14 protein-coding genes are annotated in these 20084 nt (G+C 67.4%); 4 read left to right on the top strand and 10 right to left on the bottom strand.

Annotated elements, in window-relative coordinates:
• The first annotated feature begins 85 nt into the window (after nucleotides 1–85).
• Nucleotides 86–703: a GNAT family N-acetyltransferase gene (locus ACZ4S3_RS13600; protein ID WP_467931887.1), complete on the top strand. Its 618-nt coding sequence runs from the start codon at nucleotides 86–88 to the stop codon at nucleotides 701–703.
• A 73-nt stretch (nucleotides 704–776) separates the two neighbouring features.
• Here ACZ4S3_RS13600 and trxA read toward each other — a convergent pair whose 3' ends face one another.
• From trxA to ACZ4S3_RS13565, 7 genes are all read right to left on the bottom strand, one after another.
• Nucleotides 777–1109, bottom strand: coding sequence for a thioredoxin (gene trxA, locus ACZ4S3_RS13595; protein ID WP_467931886.1), 333 nt, complete (start codon nucleotides 1107–1109; stop codon nucleotides 777–779).
• A gap of 48 nt (nucleotides 1110–1157) precedes the next feature.
• The gene (gene trxB, locus ACZ4S3_RS13590; protein WP_467931885.1) at nucleotides 1158–2132 is read right to left on the bottom strand and encodes a thioredoxin-disulfide reductase; all 975 of its coding nucleotides are present in this window, start codon (nucleotides 2130–2132) and stop codon (nucleotides 1158–1160) included.
• 113 nt (nucleotides 2133–2245) lie between these two features.
• On the bottom strand, nucleotides 2246–3175 hold the full coding sequence (locus ACZ4S3_RS13585) for an anti-sigma factor family protein (protein WP_467931884.1): 930 nt from the start codon (nucleotides 3173–3175) through the stop codon (nucleotides 2246–2248).
• Complete coding sequence (gene sigM / locus ACZ4S3_RS13580) at nucleotides 3172–3867, bottom strand: RNA polymerase sigma factor SigM (RefSeq protein ID WP_467931883.1); 696 nt, start codon at nucleotides 3865–3867, stop codon at nucleotides 3172–3174. Before sigM ends, ACZ4S3_RS13585 begins: the two co-directional genes overlap by 4 nt.
• 148 nt (nucleotides 3868–4015) lie before the next feature.
• Nucleotides 4016–5737 carry a protein kinase family protein gene (locus ACZ4S3_RS13575; RefSeq protein ID WP_467931882.1) on the bottom strand — a complete coding sequence of 574 codons (1722 nt, stop codon included), beginning with the start codon at nucleotides 5735–5737 and terminating at the stop codon, nucleotides 4016–4018.
• Between the two features lie 107 nt (nucleotides 5738–5844).
• On the bottom strand, nucleotides 5845–8073 hold the full coding sequence (murJ, locus tag ACZ4S3_RS13570; RefSeq protein WP_467931881.1) for a murein biosynthesis integral membrane protein MurJ: 2229 nt from the start codon (nucleotides 8071–8073) through the stop codon (nucleotides 5845–5847).
• A gap of 46 nt (nucleotides 8074–8119) precedes the next feature.
• Nucleotides 8120–10432, bottom strand: a complete 2313-nt coding sequence (locus tag ACZ4S3_RS13565; RefSeq protein WP_467931880.1) for a DUF6049 family protein — start codon at nucleotides 10430–10432, stop codon at nucleotides 8120–8122.
• A gap of 183 nt (nucleotides 10433–10615) precedes the next feature.
• Here ACZ4S3_RS13565 and ACZ4S3_RS13560 point away from each other — a divergent pair, with 183 nt between their 5' ends.
• The gene (locus ACZ4S3_RS13560; RefSeq protein WP_467931879.1) at nucleotides 10616–12091 is read left to right on the top strand and encodes a CCA tRNA nucleotidyltransferase; all 1476 of its coding nucleotides are present in this window, start codon (nucleotides 10616–10618) and stop codon (nucleotides 12089–12091) included.
• Between the two features lie 150 nt (nucleotides 12092–12241).
• Here ACZ4S3_RS13560 and ACZ4S3_RS13555 read toward each other — a convergent pair whose 3' ends face one another.
• The 3 genes from ACZ4S3_RS13555 to ACZ4S3_RS13545 form a co-directional block, all read right to left on the bottom strand.
• Nucleotides 12242–13543 (bottom strand): MFS transporter, encoded by a 1302-nt coding sequence (locus ACZ4S3_RS13555; protein WP_467931878.1) that lies wholly within the window; start codon nucleotides 13541–13543, stop codon nucleotides 12242–12244.
• A 77-nt stretch (nucleotides 13544–13620) separates the two neighbouring features.
• Nucleotides 13621–14703, bottom strand: coding sequence for an inositol-3-phosphate synthase (locus ACZ4S3_RS13550; protein ID WP_467931877.1), 1083 nt, complete (start codon nucleotides 14701–14703; stop codon nucleotides 13621–13623).
• Between the two features lie 47 nt (nucleotides 14704–14750).
• On the bottom strand, nucleotides 14751–15425 hold the full coding sequence (locus tag ACZ4S3_RS13545) for a PadR family transcriptional regulator (RefSeq protein ID WP_467931876.1): 675 nt from the start codon (nucleotides 15423–15425) through the stop codon (nucleotides 14751–14753).
• A 361-nt stretch (nucleotides 15426–15786) separates the two neighbouring features.
• On the opposite strand from ACZ4S3_RS13545, the gene ACZ4S3_RS13540 reads away from it, so the two are divergent.
• Nucleotides 15787–18447 carry a transglycosylase domain-containing protein gene (locus ACZ4S3_RS13540; RefSeq protein ID WP_467931875.1) on the top strand — a complete coding sequence of 887 codons (2661 nt, stop codon included), beginning with the start codon at nucleotides 15787–15789 and terminating at the stop codon, nucleotides 18445–18447.
• Nucleotides 18448–18576: 129 nt separating this feature from the next.
• Complete coding sequence (locus ACZ4S3_RS13535) at nucleotides 18577–20067, top strand: glycosyltransferase family 87 protein (protein ID WP_467931874.1); 1491 nt, start codon at nucleotides 18577–18579, stop codon at nucleotides 20065–20067.
• The last annotated feature ends 17 nt before the right edge of the window (nucleotides 20068–20084 follow it).

Here is a 20084-nt window from a genome sequence, read left to right as displayed (position 1 = left end):
GGTTCGTCGGTGGCCTGCTCAGGGAGCAGGCGGCACTGACGGCGCTGCGCGGTGCGGCAGGCGAGGGAAGTGAGGATCTGGCTTCATGGGCCGTCGGCTCGTACCGCTCACGCTGGACAACCTTCCGGATCTCCCCAAGCGCTGCCGCTCCTGTGTCTTCTGGGAGCTCGACCCCGTCAGCGGCGAAGCCGCAGTAAAGGCGGGCCGACCCGAGCTGGAGAAGGAAGCCTGGATCTCGGCGGTATTGCTGGAGTGGGGTTCCTGCGGGCGGCTGGTCTATGTCGACGACGTCCCCGTCGGGTTCGTGATGTATGCCCCGCCCGCCTATGTGCCGCGGTCCATGGCCTTTCCCACCAGTCCGGTGTCGGCGGATGCGGTGCAGCTGCTCACGGCGTGGCTGACCCCGGGTTACCAGGGTCAGGGGCTGGGCCGGGTGATGGTGCAGACGGTTGCCAAGGACCTCATCCAGCGCGGCTTCAAGGCCATCGAGGCCTTCGGCGATGCCCGCTGGACCGAGCCGGCGTGTGTCCTGCCCGCCGACCATCTTCTCGCGGTGGGCTTCAAGACCGTACGTCCCCACCCACGTTTCCCGCGGCTGCGGCTTGAGCTGCGGGCCACTATCTCGTGGAAGGAAGACGTGGAGCTGGCCCTGGACCGTTTGCTGGGAGCCGTCCAGAAGGAACCCGCGCTCCGACCGCTGTAGCGGCTCAGCCGCACAGGGAACGGGCCCGCCCCCACGAGGGGACGGGCCCGTTGTTTCACGTGAAACGTGATGACTACTTGGCGAGGAGGAAATCCGCCAGCTCCCGCTCGATACCAGCCTTCGGCTTGGCGCCGACGATGGTCTTCACGACCTCGCCGCCCTGGTAGACGTTCATGGTCGGGATGGACATGACGCCGTACTTGGCGGTGGTCGCCGGGTTCTCGTCGGTGTTCAGCTTGGCGATGACGATCTCGTCGTGCTCGGAGGCAATGGCTTCCAAGGACGGGGCGACCTGGCGGCACGGGCCGCACCAGGTGGCCCAGAAGTCGACGAGGACGGGCTTGTCGCTCTTGAGGACGACCTCTTCGAAGTTGTCGTCCGTCACGGTCACCGTGGCGCCGGCCATGGCAATCTCCTTACTGGGTGGGTGGTGAAAAGCTGGGGGGGGGCGAGTTCAGGCGGAGACGGTCTTCTCCGGCTCGGCCGTGGGTTCTCCGTCGGACAGCGCCGCGAGGAACCGCTCCGCATCGAGGGCGGCGGAGCAACCCGTGCCGGCCGCGGTGATCGCCTGGCGGTAGGTGTGGTCGACGACATCTCCGGCGGCGAAGACGCCCGTCAGGTTGGTACGCGTGCTGGGCGCCGCGACCTTGAGGTAGCCCTCGTCGTCCAGATTCAGCTGGCCCTTGAACAGCTCGGTCCGCGGGTCGTGGCCGATCGCGATGAACAAGCCGGTCACCGGGAGGTCGGAGGTCTCGCCGGTCTTGACGTTGCGGAGCGTCAGGCCGGTGAGCTTGTTCTCACCGTGGATCTCGGCGACCTCGCTGTCCCATACGAACTTGATCTTCGGGTCGGCGAAGGCACGATCCTGCATCGCCTTGCTCGCCCGCAGGGCCTCGCGGCGGTGGACGACCGTGACGGAGTTGGCGAAGCGAGAGAGGAAGGTTGCCTCTTCCATCGCGGTGTCGCCGCCACCGATGACGGCGATGTCCTGGCCCTTGAAGAAGAATCCGTCGCAGGTCGCGCACCAGGAGACGCCGCGGCCGGACAGCTCGTCCTCACGAGGGAGTCCCAGCTTGCGGTGCTGCGAGCCGGTGCTGACGATGACGGTCTTCGCCCGGTGGACGTTGCCCGCGGTGTCGGTGACGGTCTTGACCTCCTCGGAGAGGTCGACCGCGACGATGTCATCCGGCACGAGCTCGGCACCGAAGCGCTCGGCCTGGGCTCGCATGTTGTCCATCAGGTCCGGCCCCATGATGCCGTCGCGGAAGCCGGGGAAGTTCTCCACGTCGGTGGTGTTCATCAGCGCGCCGCCGGCGGTGACGGCACCTTCGAAGACCAGCGGCTTCAGGGACGCGCGGGCGGTGTACAGCGCTGCCGTGTAGCCCGCGGGCCCGGAGCCGATGATGATCACGTTGCGAACGTCGCTCACGGGTGTCTTCCTTGTCTCTGCCGACTGCTTGCTGGGGTCTCGGAACTCTCACCCCACCCAACGGATCCTACGGGGCCAGCATTCCCGGAGTGCCACAGCGCACGTCTCGTCGTTCAGTCTCGCTGGTACGAGTGGGTCAGCAGGACCGTGCCGGGAGCCGGTGGGGTAGCGGAGACGCACGAGGCGGACACGACGTAGGCGGTGACGCGTGACGGGTCGGACGCGTGCGGCAGCACCACGAGGTAGGCGTCCTTGCCGTTGAAGGTGTTCTGGCTGGATGCAAGCGGCGCTTCCGTACGGCCGATGCCTTGGCGCACACACGACGGGGCGGTGTTGGCATCGCCCCGTAGCGGCGTTTCGGGGGAGCTGCGGGTGCCGATCTCCGGGGATTTGTGTCCGTGCTTCGCCGCGAGCAGGCCGTGGACGTGTGTTCCGAGGGACGCGGCGGTCAGGGCCGAGCCGTCGGGGCTCTGCTCGGCGGATGCGCTCGCGTGGTCCCGGTTGGTGGCTTGTGTGCCGTCGGTGGCAGCGTTCTGAATGAGGAGACCGCCGATGCTGATGGCCGCCGCAGCCGCTGCCGTGCTGAGCAGGATCCGGGGCCAGCGTCGCGAACGGGACGAGCGGGTGCCCGGTGCCTGGCGGCTGGGCCCGGAGGCACCCCGGGGGCGACCCGCTGGTCGATCCGGCGGTGTGCCGTGTGTGGGCGATTCCACATTGGTTTCACGTGAAACCGAAGCCGGAGCGATGGATGTTTCACGTGAAACAAGAGTCCCTGTGGCGGGAGTGGTGGAGTCCAGCAGAGCCTCGGCCGCGAGGGCGGCATCGATGCGCCCGGCGACATCGGCGGGCATCCTAGCCGGGCCGGGGAGCGTGCCGAGTAGCTCCCGGATTTCCTCCAAGGAGGCATGGACGTCTGCGCACAGCGGACAGTCGGTGAGATGGTCGCGGAGCTCCGTCGTGCGGGACGGGGGCAGCAGTCCGTCCGTGAACTCGGAGATCTCGGCGACCTCCGGGTGCTCCTCCGAGCCGGTCGTCGACGTCACGCTCGCCCACCTCCGCCCTTCACGGCACCTGTGTCATTCGGTCCTGCCGTCGGTGGGACGGATGTCCCCTGCGCCCGGTTCCTTCCCCCGCTCGCAGGCCGGCTATCCCCGCCCTCGGCGCGCAGATGGGTGACCAAAGGAAGGAGCCGAGCGCGGCCCCGTGCGCAGCGGCTCTTCACCGTCCCTGTCGGGATCCCGAGGACCTCGGCGGCCTCGGCGACCGGATAACCCTGCATATCGACGAGGACGAGCGCGGCGCGCTGTTCCTCAGGGAGGGTGCGCAGTGCGCCGAGCAGCTGTCGGTGCAAGTCGTGCCGCTCGGCGGGAACGGCGGCGGACTCTTGTGGCTCGAGGAGCTGTTCCAGCCGCTCGGTCTCGGCAACGGGCGAGGTGCGCCGGGAGGCGGCCTTGCGGGCCCGGTCCAGGCAGGCATTCACCGTGATGCGGTGCAGCCAGGTCGTCACGGCGGACTGCCCGCGGAAGGTGTGAGCCGCGCGGTAGGCGGAGACCAGGGCGTCCTGGACGGCATCGGCGGCTTCTTCGCGATCGCCGAGGGTGCGCAGTGCCACGGCCCAGAGGCGGTCGCGGTGGCGTCGGACGATCTCCCCGAAAGCATCGGGGTCGCCCTTCACATGCAGGGCAAGGAGATCGGCGTCGGTTGGTGTCGAAGCCTCGTCGCTGTCGGTGGACACGGGCCCCCCGGCCGTAGCTGCCTGATCTCGGGTCCCATTGAAGCCCGCCAGGTCAGGAAAGTAAATGCCGATGAATTCGGGGCCCTGGCCGTTCCATCCGACCGGGGCCCCGCACTATTTCTGGACAGCTGCTGAGCTCGCCGCCTTCTCAGCTGGTGAAGGAAACCTCCGTCACGCCCTGCTTGTATCCGGGGTCGCTGAAGGCATCTTTAGGGGAGTACGGCATGGCGGTGATCCAGGCCAGGACGTACCGCGCCTTCGCCGGCTTCTTGAGCTTGACCTCCGCCGTCGTCTGCGATGTCCGGGCGCTGCCGAGCTTTTGCATGGAGCTCAGCGGTTCGGAGGGCGAGAGGGAGTTGGCCGCATACAGCGTCACGGTGGTGTACTTGCCGGCGTAGTGCAGCCCGATCGACGCGCTGCTTATCTTTTGCTCCGAGCCCAGGTCGTAGACCAGGCCGACGCCCTGCTTGAAGGCCGGATCAAGGTCGGGGCCTTGCTTGAAGCTCAGGCTGCGCCAGTAGGTGCCGGGGTCCCCGTCGTAGGTGTCCTGCGCCTGGTTGGGGTGCTGTGGCTTGCCGTCGGGGTAGTACTCCGCGGCATTTGCGATCTTGATCGGCTTGCCGTCCGGCTTCTTGGCCTTGGCGCCGGTCGTCTGCGAACTGCCCGGGGTGTCCCGGTCGTTCTCCAGTTTGAGCAGGGTGTCCGCGAGCTGCCAGCTGCCCAGTCCCAGTGCCGCGATGAGCAGCGCGGAAACGGACCACTTCAGCGCCTTGCCGGTACGGCTCTGCAATGGGGGCGGTGGGGTGGGGATGGCCTGCGTCGGCCGGCCGGGCTGGCCGTTGCGGGCCGGCGACTGGCGGTAGGTGCCCTGCTGGTATCCGGTGCGCTGGTAGGGCGGCGGCGTGTTGAAGGCCGTCTCCGGAGGCCGAATACGCGGCATCGCCGCGACGGCCTTGGCCAGCTCCTCCGGCGTGGTGCAGGGCTGCTCCTGCCGCGAGGCCGTGGCACCGTCGTTGACGAGCGCGCGCATGGCGAGTTCGGACAGCCCGCGGTGGACCCCCGCCCGCACCTGGTCGGGCGCGACCAGTCCGACGCCCTTGGGCAGACCGGTGAGGCCGTAGGCGTCGTTCTCGTACGGCCAGCGCTGGGTCAGGGCGGCGTACAGCAGTGCGCCGATCGCTTCGGTGTCCGTGCGCTGGGGGTGTTCGCAGGTGATGCCGCGCAGCGCGGCCATGACGGCCAGGCCGCGGATGCGGTATTGGCCGGATTCCGTCCGCAGCACCGAGCCGGGAGTGATCCGCAGATGCGCCAGGCCTTCACGGTGCGCGGCGGCCATGGCCTGGGAGACCTGGCTGACGAGCTGGTAGGCGTCGTGCGGTTCGAGCGGCCCGCTCGCGAGGACGGTGGTCAGCTCCGTGGCGTCCGGCAGCCATTCGTGGACGACATAGACCAGGTCGTTCTCCTCGACGGCGTCGAGGACCTGGACGAACCGGGGGTCGCCGAGGAGCGCGGAGGAGCGGGCCGCGGACAGCACAGGGCGGGCCCGTGGGTGGTCGGAGGGCAGGATGTGCACGCCGACAGCTCTGCGCAGCTTTTCGTCGACCGCGCGCCAGCTGCTGAATCCGTCCAGACGGGTGAGGCACTCCTCGAGACGGTAGCGTCTGGCGAGCTTGTGGCCACTGTGCAGTTCCGGTGGCTGGGACTCGGCCGCCGCGGCACCGATCTCGTCAGTGCGTGCGGTGTCCTTTTCCCCGCCGGATACCTTCTCGGCCTCCGCTCCGTCGTCCGTGGCCTGACCCGCCTTGGCGGTCAGCGGTTCCTCACCGCTCGTGTCGGCCACGTCGACGGCAGCCGTGCTCCGTTCCGCCACCGTCGTTCCTGCCTCCCCATCCGTTGCAGGCTCAATGAGCCAAGACAATTGTGCCCACAGTCCGCCACTATGCACGACACACGGTGGCGGCCGATGGTTGTGCTCGGTCAGCGCCCCAGCTTGGCGCGGACCATCCCGACCAGGGCATTCAGCTCTTGAATCCGCATCTTTCGGGCGGCTGCGTAGAAGACCGCCAGAAGTGCAACGCTGCCGCCGACGAGGGCGGCGAGCGAGCCGAGGAACCCGCTGTCGAGAGTGTGCATGATGCCGTACACCACGGCCCCGGAGACGATCGTGGCCGGAACGCTGGCGCCGGCCAGCCGTGCGTAGGTGCGCACGACATGCGCGGTGTCGAGGTCGCCGCCCATGCGCTTGCTCAGGCGGCGCCAGGCCACACCCACGCCGATGATGTACGCCAGGCCGTAGGAGGCCGCCATTCCGATCACGGCCCAGCGCGCTGGGAGGATCAGGAAGCAGAGGGCGGAGGCGACGGCGTTGACGGCGGCGACGATCACCGTGTTGTAGAAGGGGGTGCGGGTGTCCTCGTAGGCGTAGAAGGCGCGCAGGACGACGTACTGCACCGAGAACGGGATCAGGCCGACGCCGAAGGCCATCAGCATGTAGCCCATGGGGATGCCGGCGCCGGACGAGCCGTAGACCAGCGTGCACAGCGGGATGCCGAGAGACAGGAAGCCGAACGAGATCGGGACGATGGCGACGGCGGAGGTCCGCAGACCCTGGGACATGTCGTCGCGGACGGCCGCGGTGTCGCCGTCGTGCGCCGAGCGGGCCAGACGCGGTAGCAGCGCCGCCATCACGGAGACCGTGATGATCGCTTGGGGCATGTTCCAGATCAGCTGCGCGCTGGCGTAGGAGATGAAGCCGGTGCCCGGATGGCCCTGCCGGTCGGCGGTATTGCCGGCCCAGGTGGAGAGCTGGGTGACGACGAGGACGCCCGCCTGGTTGGCGAGGACGAACAGGACCGTCCACTTGGCGAGCTTGGCGGCCTTGCCCAGACCATGCCCGCGCCAGTCGAAGCGCAGCCGGAGCTTGAAGTCGGCGTCGCGCAGGTACGGGATCATCGCCAGCGCCTGGACGACGAGGCCCAGGAGGGTGCCGATCCCCAGCAGCCGGATGCCTTCGGTGGGGATGGTCGTCACGCCGATGTGGGACGTTTTGGCCGAGCCGTAGACCCAGATGAACAGGCCGAAGGTGGCGATCATGACGATGTTGTTGAGGACCGGGGTCCACATCATCGCGCCGAAGCGGCCACGGGCGTTGAGGATCTGTCCCATGACGACATGCAGACCCATGAAGAAGATCGTGGGCACGCAGTAGCGGGTGAACGCGACAGCGACCTCGTTGGCTGCCGGATCGCGGGAGATGTCGAAGGAGACCAACTTCACCAGGAGTGGCGCGGCCACCACGGCCAGGACGGTCAGTGCTCCGAGGATCACGATGACGAGTGTGAGCAGGCGGTTGGCGTAGGCCTCGCCGCCGTCCTCGTCCTCTTTCATCGCGCGGACGAGCTGCGGGACGAAGACGGAGTTCAGGCCGCCGCCGATGGTCAGAATGAAGATCATCGTCGGTAGTTGGTAGGCGACCTGCCAGGAGTCACCGAGGACCGCACCGCCGAGCGCCGCGACGATCAGCGCCGAGCGGACGAAGCCGGTGAGCCGCGACACCATCGTGCCGGCGGCCATCACGGCGCTGGACTTGAGCAGGCCGGACGCGCGGCCGCCGGACGACTTGTCGGCCGCCGCGGGTGCGGGCTCCGGAGTCGGCGCGGGCTGCTCCGGTACGGCCTCCGGGCCCGGCACCCCCACTGCGCCGGCCATGGCGGGTGCCGCCGGTGCCGGTGCGGGGCGCTGGGGCTCGTAGGGCTGCTGGTCCCGGAAGAGATGCGCGAAGGCATCGGACTCCGGGCGCTCCTCGGAGGCCTGGGTGATCAGGTCGTCGACACCCACGAACTGGGTGGTCGCGGCGGCGTCGCCGTATGAAAGGTCGCGGGTCGGACCGTCTGGCTCGGGTGGCGGAGGCGCCGCCCAGAACCGCGGGTCGGGGGTGTGCTGTGCCGCGGGAGGCTGCCGGTAGAGCGGCTGCGTGTGCTCGCCGGGAGGCGGGGGCTGCACGGCGCGGTCGTAGTGCGCCGGGGCGGGCGGATCCTGGGCCGTCGGGTGCTGAGCGTGGAGCGGGTTGCCGCGGTAGGCGTCCTGGACAGGGGAGTCCTGGGTGTAGGGGCCGGAAGCTGCGGGCACCTGGGGCGTCGCAGGGACCGGCCCAGCGGGGTCGCCATGGGCGTCCCGGCTGCGGTCACCGTCGTACGGCGCGTTCATCGCTGCCCCATCTCATCCGTCGCGGGCCATCCGGCCCCGCCATCTATCAACGGTCCACTTTCTCACCTGAGCCGGACGGGTCGGTGCTTTCCGAACCGGTGTCCGGCGTGGGGTCACTCGGCTGCTCGGGCTTATCGCCGTCCGTGCCGCCGTTGTCCCCGTTCGTGCCTTCTTCGCCGTCCGGGCCCTCGTCGTCGGGCCCGTCCTCGGTGGGCGCCGTGGCCATCCGCTTGCGCTGGAGGTAGATCCGCACGCCGGCGAGGACCAGCAGCAGTACGCCGCCGGCGATGACGAGCATCACGGTCGCGGTGATCTCGGTGACGTTCACCTGGAACGTCATCGGCTCACCGTAGGGCTTTCCGTCCGCCGTGTAGAGCTGGGCGGTCACCCAGGCTCGTCCGTTGGCGTTCGCAGTGGTGTTGAACTTGAACGACTGGCTGTGCCCGCCGTCGACCTTGATCTGCTGCGACTCCCCCACGTCCAGGCGGTTGGGCTGGGACGAGGTCAGCTTGAGCGTCATGCCCTCGACGCCCTGCACCAGGTTGTTCTGCACCGTCACCGGAATCGTCGCGCTGCGCCCGGAGAGTGTCGCATCCGACTTCTGGATCAGATGGACCTTCTTGGCCAGGCCGTCGAGATAGCTGCGCACGGAGCGGCGGAAGGACCCGGCACCTGTCGGATCGCCCCGCCAGGCGGTCGACATCTCCCGCATTATGGCGGTGCCGAACGGGGTCACCACACGCTCCGGCTGGGCCAGGATCACCCGGTAGTCGTCCAGTGCGGACTGGGTGTTCTGGATCTGGCGGAAGGCCTTGGTGGGGAGTTCTTCCCTGCGCAGCGAGCCCGGGTAGGCGGCGCCGCTCGGCACACGGCGGGTGGCGGCAGGGTCGGGCTTGGCTGTGGTCGCGTCGCTGAGGTCCAGAGGCGTCGTCCAGCGGCCCGAGTCCTGCAGACCCCGCAGGGCCGTGGCCATCGCGTGAGCCTGGGTGGCCGACGGCATGCGCTGTGGTGCGACGACGATGCTGCGCTGCCGGTCCGGGGCCTGGAGATTGATCATCTGGGTCTGGGCGAGGAACTGCTGCACGGCGCGGGAGGCGTTGTCCACCTTCGACAGATCGCCCTCGAACGCCCGGGAGAGCCGTGCGTCCGCGACGATGGCGGTGGTGCCGCCGCCGATGGGGCGGGCCGCCGTCGGGGTGTAAGGCAGTCCGCCGACCTCGCGCAGGCTGTCGCTGCGAGTGATGACGTTGTGCGCGCCGGCCGAAGTGGCGACATCGACGATCGAGGAGTCGATGGCGCCGTTGACGGGCCAGGCGAAGTCCGTACGCGGCGTGACACCCAGGACGGTGTCCACGGTCTTGGCGGCGAGGTCGGTGGCCGGACCGAGGTGGCTGAGCGCGCTGGGGACGCTCTTGCCGTGGTGGGCGAGCGAGGCGAGGTCGGGGTCGGCGAACGGCAGCGCGATGACCTCGTGCGTCTTCACCGCTTTCTCGAGGTCATTGAGCCACTGCTTGGCGACAGCCTGATTCTTGCCCGCGGGGCCGTCCGGGCCGTCGATCTTGTACGACCTGGTCATGGCGTCGACCGTGGCGAGCAGGTCGGGATCAATGACGAAAGTCACCGGCAGGTTCTTGGCGAACGCCACCATCTGCTGCAACCGGCCGCCGGGTGCGAGCTCCGCGGCAAGGTCGTCGTTGCGGAAGACCGGAGTCTGCGCGGCGTCGGTCTCGGCAGTGAGGTGGGTGGTGGAGATCAGCGGCCATAGGTACGTGAGCTGCGTCTTCTTGGCTGCGGCGCCGTTCTGCCAAGGCAGGAACGTGCGGTCGATACCGAGTACCCGGTCGATGGCAGCGCCCTGGGTGCGTCCTGACAGTGAGACACCGAGTTGGTACACACCGTCGTCGCCGAGGTCGAGGTCCTTGACCGGCACGCTGAGGGAGAAGGGGCGGCTGGCGCCGGGAGCCAGCTTGTCGACCTTCTCCTTGTGCCCCTTGACCTCCGGCCCGTCGACGCCAGGCACGTAGCCGGTGCGCTGGGACGCGGTGTCGATGGAGCTGCGGCCGCTGAGAGATGAACCACGGTGGATTCCGACATGCGCGTTGGTGATCGTGCTGCTGCCGTCGTTGGTCAGCGTGCCGGAGACGGTGACCGTATCTGCCTTCGTGGGGGCGGACGGCGTCATCGACTCGATGGCGACGTCGACCGTGCGGGAGCCCGTGGGGGCGGCCTGTGCGGAGGGGGCCTGCGGGACCAGCAGCACTCCTGCGAGCAGGGGTGTTCCGGTGAACAGTGCCACGGTTCTGCGCAGCCATCGGCCGCGCGGCCGTTCAGTCCCCTGGAACCCTGCCGCCTCGGCCACGCGCTCGCCCGTCCCTCGTCGTCGTCAGTGGTCGTCGGAATGTGCGTCCACGAATGGTAACGAGGCCCGCTGTGTCGTAGTGCCGGGGACTGCTCCACATGATCGCCGGTACGGCGCCTGGCCACCGCGTCCCCTTTATTAACGTGACGCTTCTTATAGCGCGGCCACGTACTCTGTTCTGTTGTGCCGAACGCCAACAATGACCTCCCCACCCCGCCGACCGAGCGGACGCCGCAGTCGACGAACGCGCTGAACCATGTCCAGCGCCGTGCCGTGAGCGAGCTGCTGCGGGTGTCCCCCGTTGCGGACGACCTGGCTCGCCGATTCCAGGAGGCCGGGTTCACGCTTGCCCTGGTCGGCGGTTCGGTGCGGGATGCGCTGCTCGGCCGGCTCGGCAACGATCTGGACTTCACCACCGATGCCCGTCCCGAGGACGTCCTGAAGATCGTCCGGCCGTGGGCGGACGCGGTATGGGAGGTCGGCATCGCCTTCGGCACGGTGGGCTGCAAGAAGAGCTCGTTCGACATCGAGGTCACGACCTACCGCTCCGAGGCGTACGACCGGACCTCACGCAAGCCTGAGGTGTCCTACGGCGACTCCATCGAGGACGACCTGATCCGTCGGGACTTCACGGTGAACGCCATGGCGGTGCTTCTGCCGCAGAAGGAGTTCGTGGATCCGCACGGTGGGCTGGAGGACCTGGCGGCGCGTGTGCTGCGGACGCCGGGGACGCCGGAGGAGTCGTTCTCCGATGATCCGTTGCGGATGATGCGCGCGGCCCGCTTCGCCGCACAGCTGGACTTCGAGGTCGCCCCCGAGGTTGTCGCCGCGATGAAGGCGATGTCGGAACGGATCGAGATTGTCTCTGCGGAGCGCGTACGGGACGAGCTCAACAAGCTCATTCTGGGTGTGTACCCGCGCAAGGGACTGCGGCTGCTCGTCGACTCGGGGCTCGCGGACCGGGTCCTGCCCGAGCTGCCCGCGCTGCAGCTGGAAAGTGACGAGCATCACCGTCACAAGGACGTCTACGAGCACTCACTGACCGTCCTGGAGCAGGCCATCGACCTCGAAGAGGACGGGCCCGACCTGGTGCTGCGGCTGGCGGCTCTGCTGCACGACATCGGCAAGCCCAAGACGCGGCGTTTCGAGACGGACGGCAGGGTCTCCTTCCACCACCACGAGGTAGTGGGAGCGAAGATGACCAAGAAGCGGATGACCGCGCTGAAGTACTCCAACGACATGGTCAAGGACGTCTCGCACCTGGTGGAGCTGCATCTGCGCTTCCACGGATACGGGACGGGTGAGTGGACGGACTCGGCGGTTCGCCGCTACGTACGGGATGCCGGCCCGCAGCTGGACCGGCTGCACAAGCTGACGCGCTCGGACTGCACCACACGTAACAAGCGCAAGGCGAATGCGCTGTCGCGCGCTTACGACGGGCTTGAGGAGCGCATCGCGCGACTCCAGGAGCAGGAAGAGCTGGATGCGATCCGTCCGGATCTGGACGGCAACGACATCATGCAGATCCTGGGGATCCCTGCGGGGCCGGAGGTCGGCAAGGCCTACAAGCAGATGCTGGAACTGCGACTGGAGCACGGCCCCATGGAGCGCGAGGAGGCGGTCGCCGCTCTGAAGGAGTGGTGGGCCACTCAGGACTGATGTTTCACGTGAAACGTGTGGTCGAGGAATCGCCATGTTTCACGTGAAACATGGGGCGGTGTTTCACGTGAAACACCGCCCCATGCGCTGGGCGCGGTGTTCGGTTCACTTTGCTTCGCCGTTGTTCGTGATGCAGTCGCCCGGCCTCGGCTATGGCTGGTGCGGGGCCTCGTCGTGGCGACGACGTCTGGCTGCTCGCAACGCGGGACGGACCAATGCCGCGGCGACGATCGCGTAGAGAACGGTCACCACGACAAGCAGAACGACGGATTTTCCGCTCGGCGGCAGTATGAGGGCCGCGACCGCCGCCGCACCGACGAAGGCAACGTTGAACAGCACGTCGTAGATGGCGAAGATCCGGCCGCGGAAGGCGTCGTCGACCGACGACTGCACCACCGTATCCGTGGAGATCTTGGTCCCCTGGGTGCTGAGGCCGAGCAGAAGTGCGGCGGTCAGTCCCGGGCCGGGAGTGAAGAGCAGCCCCAGGGTCGGCACCAGAACGGCTCCCATGGCTGCGCAGCAGGCGATCCAGCCGAACGGGCCGAGCCGCTCGACCGCCCAGGGGGTGACGAGGGCCGCCGCGAAGAAGCCCACTCCGGACACCACGACGGTGATTCCGAGCAGGGCGAGGCCCTCGGATTCGGTGTCGGCCCAGGAGTATCGGCACAGCATCAGCATCAAGACCAGCAAAGCTCCGTAGCAGAAACGGACCACGGTCATCGCGGTAAGGGCGTGGGCGGACGCGCGCCTCTCCCTGAGGTGTCGCAGACCTTCGGCGAGACCCCGCACGGTGCTCAACAGGGCTTCTCGCAAGTGGGGTTGGAGTCGTGAGGGGTCGGGTCCGAGGAGCTCCGGTGCCATGCGCAGGGCGGTGAGGGCCGAACAGAAATAGAGGGCCGAGGCGAGCAGCACGACGAACGCGTCCACATGCGAGCCGGCGAGCCGGACGGCGAACGCGAGCCCGCCGCCCGCCGTTGCGGCAAGCGTTCCGGCTGTAGGAGCAATGGAGTTGGCCATCACCAACTGCTGCTCACCATCGACCACACGGGGCAGCGCGGCCGAAATGCCGGCCAGGACAAAGCGGTTCACGGCCAGGACGGAGAGGGCCGAGGCATAGAAGAGCCACTCAGGCACATGGGTCACGATCAATGAGGCCGTCGCGGCGGCCAGCAGGGTGCGCAGCAAATTTCCGTAAAGCAGCACCTGGCGGCGGCGCCAGCGGTCGAGCAGCACTCCGACGAACGGCCCGAGCAGGGAGTACGGAAGCAGCAGGATCGCCATGGCGGAGGCGATGGCCGCGGGCGAGGTCTGTTTCTCGGGTGAGAAGACGACGTATGTGGCCAGCGCTACCTGGAAGACGCCGTCGGCCGCCTGGGACAGGAGGCGCGAGGCAAGGAGCGACCGGAAGTCGCGTAGCCGGAGTAATACGCGGAGATCGCGCACTGCATGCATGGCGCACAGCCTCACACAGCCCGCAGGCCCCCGGGTGGAATTTCCGGGGGCCTGCGAACGAGGGTGTGGCGAACGCCTTAGCGCTCGACCTCGCCCTGGATGAACTTCTCGACGTTCACCCGTGCCTCGTCGTCGAAGTACTGCACCGGCGGCGACTTCATGAAGTACGAGGAGGCGGAGAGGATCGGGCCACCGATGCCCCGGTCCTTCGCGATCTTCGCGGCGCGCAGGGCGTCGATGATGACACCCGCGGAGTTCGGGGAGTCCCAGACCTCGAGCTTGTACTCGAGGTTCAGCGGAACGTCACCGAAGGCGCGGCCCTCGAGGCGGACGTAGGCCCACTTGCGGTCGTCCAGCCAGGCCACGTAGTCCGACGGGCCGATGTGGACGTTGTCCTCGCCGAGCTCGCGGTCCCTGATCTGGGAGGTGACGGCCTGCGTCTTGGAAATCTTCTTGGACTCCAGGCGCTCGCGCTCGAGCATGTTCTTGAAGTCCATATTGCCGCCGACGTTCAGCTGCATGGTGCGGTCCAGGATGACGCCCCGGTCCTCGAACAGCTTGGCCATGACGCGGTGCGTGATGGTGGCGCCGACCTGCGACTTGATGTCGTCACCGACGATCGGGACACCGGCCTCGGTGAACTTGTCCGCCCACTCCTTGGTGCCTGCGATGAACACCGGGAGGGCGTTGACGAATCCGACCTTGGCGTCGATGGCGCACTGGGCGTAGTACTTCGCGGCGTCCTCGGAGCCGACAGGGAGGTAGCAGACCAGAACGTCGACCTGCTTGTCCTTGAGGATCTGGACGATGTCGACCGGAGCCTCGGTGGACTCCTCGATGGTCTGGCGGTAGTACTTGCCCAGACCGTCGAGGGTGTGACCGCGCTGTACCGTCACGCCGGCGTTCGGCACGTCACAGATCTTGATGGTGTTGTTCTCGCTGGCGCCGATGGCGTCCGAGAGGTCGAGGCCAACCTTCTTGGCGTCGACGTCGAAGGCCGCGACGAACTCGATGTCACGCACGTGGTATTCGCCGAACTGCACGTGCATGAGGCCGGGCACGCGGCTCTTCGGGTCGGCGTCCTTGTAGTACTCGACGCCCTGTACCAGCGAGGCGGCGCAGTTGCCCACGCCGACGATGGCTACGCGAACCGAACCCATTCCGGTTGCTCCCTGTGTTCTCGATGAGGACCTGGCACCGCAGGGCCTCATGTGGTGGTGTCATCGGACGGATCCGGCCGGGAACCACCCCGGTGCCGGGGCAGGCCGTCCGCATCTTCTGACTTCTTGTCCTGCTCTGCGGGATCCGGTGCGCGCTGATCGCGCCCGGTGCGCTCACTCTCGATGAGCTCGTTCAACCAACGGACCTCGCGCTCCACGGACTCCATGCCGTGACGCTGCAGTTCGAGGGTGTAGTCGTCCAGCCGCTCACGGGTCCTGGCCAGGGAGGTGCGCATCTTCTCAAGGCGCTCCTCCAGCCGGCTGCGTCGGCCTTCCAGTACGCGCATCCGAACGTCCCGCGACGTCTGACCGAAGAATGCGAAGCGGACACCGAAGTGCTCGTCCTCCCACGCATCCGGCCCGGAGTGGGCGAGCAGTTCCTCGAAGTGCTCTTTGCCCGCTGCGGTCAATCGGTAGACGATCTTCGCTCGGCGCCCTGTGAGTGCCGCGGCGGGCGCGCCCTCAGGGGCATCGCCCGTCTCCTCGATGAGCCAGCCGCTCGCGACCAGCGCTTTGAGGCAGGGGTAGAGGGTGCCATAGCTGAACGCACGAAAGACCCCGAGCGAGGTATTGAGCCGTTTTCGCAGCTCATAGCCGTGCATCGGAGACTCGCGGAGCAGGCCGAGGACGGCGAACTCGAGGATGCCGGAACGTCTGCTCATCCTCCGCCTCCTTGGCCCGGTGCGTTCTTTATCTCGTGCTGATGTATCGACTCGATACATCCAGACGATAGAACGGTGGCCTGGGTGGAACAAGCGGGGGGATGGTGAACGGCGTCACATCACCGATTCGCTCTACTCAACCTGACTGATTTGGAGTGAATTTCAACACTGGGCAGGTTTTGGCGGTGCGTAGTCTGTGCGGCATGCAGACTGCCGGGAACCGTGGGCCGATATCTGGCGTCCCCGTCCTCGGTGTAGTGCGGCCCGCACCCCAGGGGTGGGCCGTGCATCGGGGGGACCTGAAGACAACTGCCGCCTTCAGGCGACGAGAAAGCGCGCCTGCCCGAGGAGTAATCGTTCCATGAGCGAGCACCGTCGCAAACCGCCACAGCCGCAAGGTGGCGGACGTGCCGCGGCACGACGTGCCGCGCAGCAGCCATCAGGGCGTCGTGCCGCGCCCTCACGAGGCTCCGCTGCCGGTCCTCCGCCCACATCCGATCCGCATGGTCAGGAGCGGCCGTACGGCGGACGTGCCGAGGCCCGGCGTGCCGCGCAACGCGGCGGCCGTCGGCGGGCATCCGATACCGAGACGATGGCCGCCGGAGGTGGTTCCGGTGGCCGTGGTGGTGGAGGCCGCCGCGGCGGTGGCGGCGGAAGTGGCCCTGAGGGAGGCCGGGGTCGCGGGCGCGGCAGCGGGAAGCCTGCCAAGAAGCGCTTCATCGATTACCCGCGCGCCAACCGCAGCGGCTGGCGCCGGTTCGTGCCGTCCTGGAAGCAAGTCACCAGCGTGTGCGTCGGCTTCGTCGGCCTGGTCGTGGGGGTGTGTGGCGTTGCGCTGGCCACGGTGACGGTGCCCAAGGAGAGCGACGCCGCCAAGTCCCAGAACAATGTCTACCTCTGGTCCAATGGCGCGGTCATGGCTCGCGATGGCGAGACAAACCGACAGAACATCACGATAGACGACATTCCCCCGTCCATGTCTAATGCGGTCATCTCCGCGGAGAACGCTTCGTTCCGTGACGACTCGGGTGTCGACCCCATGGGTATCGCGCGAGCTCTGTTCAACATGGCCCGGGGCGGTGAGACCCAGGGCGGGTCCACCATCACCCAGCAGTACGTCAAGAACGCGATGCTGTCTCAGGAGCAGACTCTTGACCGCAAGTTCAAAGAGCTGTTCATCTCGATCAAGGTCGGCTGGCAGATGTCCAAGGACAAGATCCTCCAGGGATATCTGAACACCAGCTACTACGGTCGCGGCGCCTACGGAATCCAGGCAGCGGCTCAGGCGTACTACGGCAAGGACGCAAAGAAACTCAAACCGGACGAGAGCGCCCTCCTGGCGACCGTGCTCAAGGGCGCCAACCTCTACGACCCTGCCGGCGGCACCGGTCCGCAGGCCACTCAGCCAGAGAACACCAAGCGTGCCAAGGCGCGCTGGAAGTGGATTCTCGACCGTGAGGTGGCCAACCACCACATGACGAAGGCGGATCGGGCCAAGTACCCGATCAGCAAGTTCCCCATGCCGGATACGCCGAAGCCGGTGGCCAGCAAGGGCGGCCAGATCGGCTACTTGATGGACACCGCGAAGAAGTACGTGCTGAAGCACTCGACGGCGGATATGAGTGAGGCCAAGTTCGACAAGGGCGGCTACACGATCCGTACGACCTTCGACAAGAAGAAGACCGAGGCGCTCACGGCCGCGGTGAAGAAGGTCGACAAGCGGTACATCAATCCGGAAAAGCGCGCCAAGGACAAGTACGTCCAGTTCGGCGGTGCTTCAGTGGTGCCGGGAGATGGCAAGATCGTCGCGCTCTATGGCGGCGAGGGCTACGACAAGGGGCACTTCAGCAACAACGCCGACACCTACGGTGTGCCGGTCGGCTCGACGTGGAAGCCGTTCGTGCTCGCAGCGGCGATGAAAGACGGGACCAGCGAGAGCAACTACCAGCCGATCTCGCAGACCAGCCATTACAACGGCAATGACCATCTCAAGGTGAAGAAGGCGGACGGCAGCTACGTCCTGAAGCAGGACAGCTCGCCCTTCTACCAGGAAAACGAGAGCGCTCATCGCTGGGGCTATATCCCCTTGGTCAAGGCGATGGAGCAGTCCGTCAACACTCCGTTCGTCCAGCTCGCCATGGATGTCGGGATGGACAAGGTCAAGGACATGGCACACCGGGCGGGGATCTCGGAGGAGAGCTTCGACAAGAACCTCAACCCGTCCTTTGCGCTGGGTACTTCCACGCCGAGCGCGATCCGGATGGCCGACGCCTATGCGACCTTCGCCAACTCGGGGTCACAGTACGAGCCGTACTCGGTGACCGAGCTGACCTACAAGGGGGAGGACCAGCCGGGATTCGAGAAGCCGACGTCGAATCAGGCGATGTCTTCCCAAATCGCCGACAACGTGACCAGCGTGCTGGAGAACGTCATCAAGAACGGTACGGCTAAGGAAGCCAGGCGGCTTGGCATGCCGGCAGCGGGCAAGACCGGCACCACCGACGAGAACAAGTCGGCCTGGTTCGTCGGCTATACCAAGCAGCTTTCGACGGCCATCACGATGTTCCGCGAGGATGCGAAGAATCCACGCCAGCTGTCCATGAACGGTGTCGGTGGCTTCGACTCGATCCATGGTGGTGCCCTGCCCACCGAGGTATGGACCGAGTACATGCTGCAGGCGATGAAGGGCGTCACCTCGGTGCCGTTCCCGACTGCGGTGCCCATCGGTACGCGGGTGGACGAGCCGGGCATGCCCTCTCCGACGCCTACCCCCACGCCCTCGGAGACGCCCTCGGACTCTCCGTCCGCGACCCCCAGCGACTCCGCTTCCCCGTCGGACTCCGCGAGCCCGTCCCCGACCGAGACCTGCTCCAAGTGGGACATCGGCTGTAACAGCAACGGCGGTACGGGCAACGGCGGGGGCAACGGCGGTGGGCCGGGCGGCGGTACCACCGGCGGCGATACGAGTCCCACCCCCGACCCCACAGGCGGTGGCGGCTGGATCGGCGGACCCGGCTCATGACCGTCGAATGTTTCACGTGAAACCCGAGGCCCGTTTCACGTGAAACATCGCCTCACGAAGCCCCCGACCCGGGTGACCGGGCGGGGGCTTCGCCGCGTTCGGCCAAGGGCCGTACGGCAGGATGGGGCCATGACGAGCGTGGGACAGGACGAGCCCGTACGGCCGACGAAGCGGGATGAGGTGGCGGCGGCCGGGAGCGAGCTGATCGGAGGGCCGATCGGCCGGCGTGCGCTGCTCGGAACGAACTGGCTGACGCCGGTACGGATCATCGCGCTGGTCGCCATCGGCATGTTCGCGCTCGGTATGGTGCAGAAGCTGCCCTGCTACAACGGTGGATGGTTCTTCGGCGCCACGACCCAGTACACCCACGCCTGCTACTCCGACATTCCCCATCTCTATGTGGGGCGGGGTTTCGCCGATGGGCTGATCCCGTATTTCCAGCGGCTGCCCGGCGACATGGAGTATCTCGAGTACCCGGTGCTGACAGGTCTCTTCATGGAGGTCGCCTCGTGGATGACCCCGCACCCGGGATCGGTCCAGGACCGTGTCCCGAGTGAGCAGATCTACTGGCTGGTCAACGCCGGGATGCTGATGGCGTGCGCCGCCATCATGGCGGTGTGCGTGGCCCGTACCCACCGTCGCCGCCCGTGGGACGGCCTGCTCGTCGCCCTGGCGCCTGCTTTCGCCCTCACCGCCACCATCAACTGGGACCTGCTGGCCGTCGCCCTGACCGCCGCCGGGATGCTGATGTGGTCGCGCAGCCGCCCGCTGACGGCCGGCGTCCTGATCGGCCTGGCGACCGCGGCGAAGCTGTATCCCGTGCTGTTGCTGGGGCCGCTGCTGGTGCTGTGCTGGCGGGCGGGAGCCTGGCGGGCGTACGGGAGAGCGCTTACCGGCGCCGTGGCAGCCTGGCTCGTGGTGAACCTGCCGGTGATGATCGCGCACGATGCGACCGGATTCCACATCAGGGAGGGCTGGGCGAAGTTCTACACCTTCAGCCAGGAGCGTCCCATCGACTTCGGCTCGCTCTGGCTCCTGATCTCGCAGCGCACCGGGAACCCCCTGGAGAACGCCAATACCTACGCCACGCTGCTGATGATCGTCGGCTGCGGCGTCATCGGTCTGCTGACTCTTTACGCACCGCGCCGGCCACGCTTCGCGCAGCTCGCGTTCCTCGTCGTGGCGCTGTTCATCCTCACCAACAAGGTCTACTCGCCGCAGTACGTCCTGTGGCTGATCCCGCTCGCCGCCCTGGCCCGGCCACGCTGGCGGGACTTCCTGATCTGGCAGGGCTGCGAGGTCATGTACTACCTGGGGATCTGGATGTACCTCGCCTACACCAGCAATGGCGACAAGCACCAGGGGCTGCCGCCCGAGGGCTATCAGCTCGCCATCGCGCTGCACCTCCTGGGCACGCTCTACCTGTGCGCTGTGGTGGTGCGGGACATCCTGATGCCGGAGCGCGATGTCGTGCGCAGAGACGGGGACGATGACCCGTCGGGCGGCGTCCTGGACCGGGCGCCCGATGTGTTCGTGCTCGGGCGGGCCACGCACGAGCCGCGGCACGCGGTGCACTTCGCGGAGGCGTCGAAGGTGCGCTGGGGCGCCGTACGGAAGTGAGCCGACCACGGCGGATA

This window comes from Streptomyces sp. NPDC028368, from assembly GCF_055565615.1.
This window is presented reverse-complemented; position numbering and strand designations above follow the sequence as displayed.

Bases quoted from the DNA above. Each gene is read 5' to 3' on its own strand.
- ACZ4S3_RS13600 (WP_467931887.1), top strand. From the start codon at position 86: ATGGGCCGTCGGCTCGTACCGCTCACGCTGGACAACCTTCCGGATCTC.
- trxA (WP_467931886.1), bottom strand. From the start codon at position 1,109: ATGGCCGGCGCCACGGTGACCGTGACGGACGACAACTTCGAAGAGGTC.
- murJ (WP_467931881.1), bottom strand. From the start codon at position 8,073: ATGAACGCGCCGTACGACGGTGACCGCAGCCGGGACGCCCATGGCGAC.
- ACZ4S3_RS13555 (WP_467931878.1), bottom strand. From the start codon at position 13,543: ATGCATGCAGTGCGCGATCTCCGCGTATTACTCCGGCTACGCGACTTC.
- ACZ4S3_RS13550 (WP_467931877.1), bottom strand. From the start codon at position 14,703: ATGGGTTCGGTTCGCGTAGCCATCGTCGGCGTGGGCAACTGCGCCGCC.
- ACZ4S3_RS13545 (WP_467931876.1), bottom strand. From the start codon at position 15,425: ATGAGCAGACGTTCCGGCATCCTCGAGTTCGCCGTCCTCGGCCTGCTC.
- ACZ4S3_RS13540 (WP_467931875.1), top strand. From the start codon at position 15,787: ATGAGCGAGCACCGTCGCAAACCGCCACAGCCGCAAGGTGGCGGACGT.
- ACZ4S3_RS13535 (WP_467931874.1), top strand. From the start codon at position 18,577: ATGACGAGCGTGGGACAGGACGAGCCCGTACGGCCGACGAAGCGGGAT.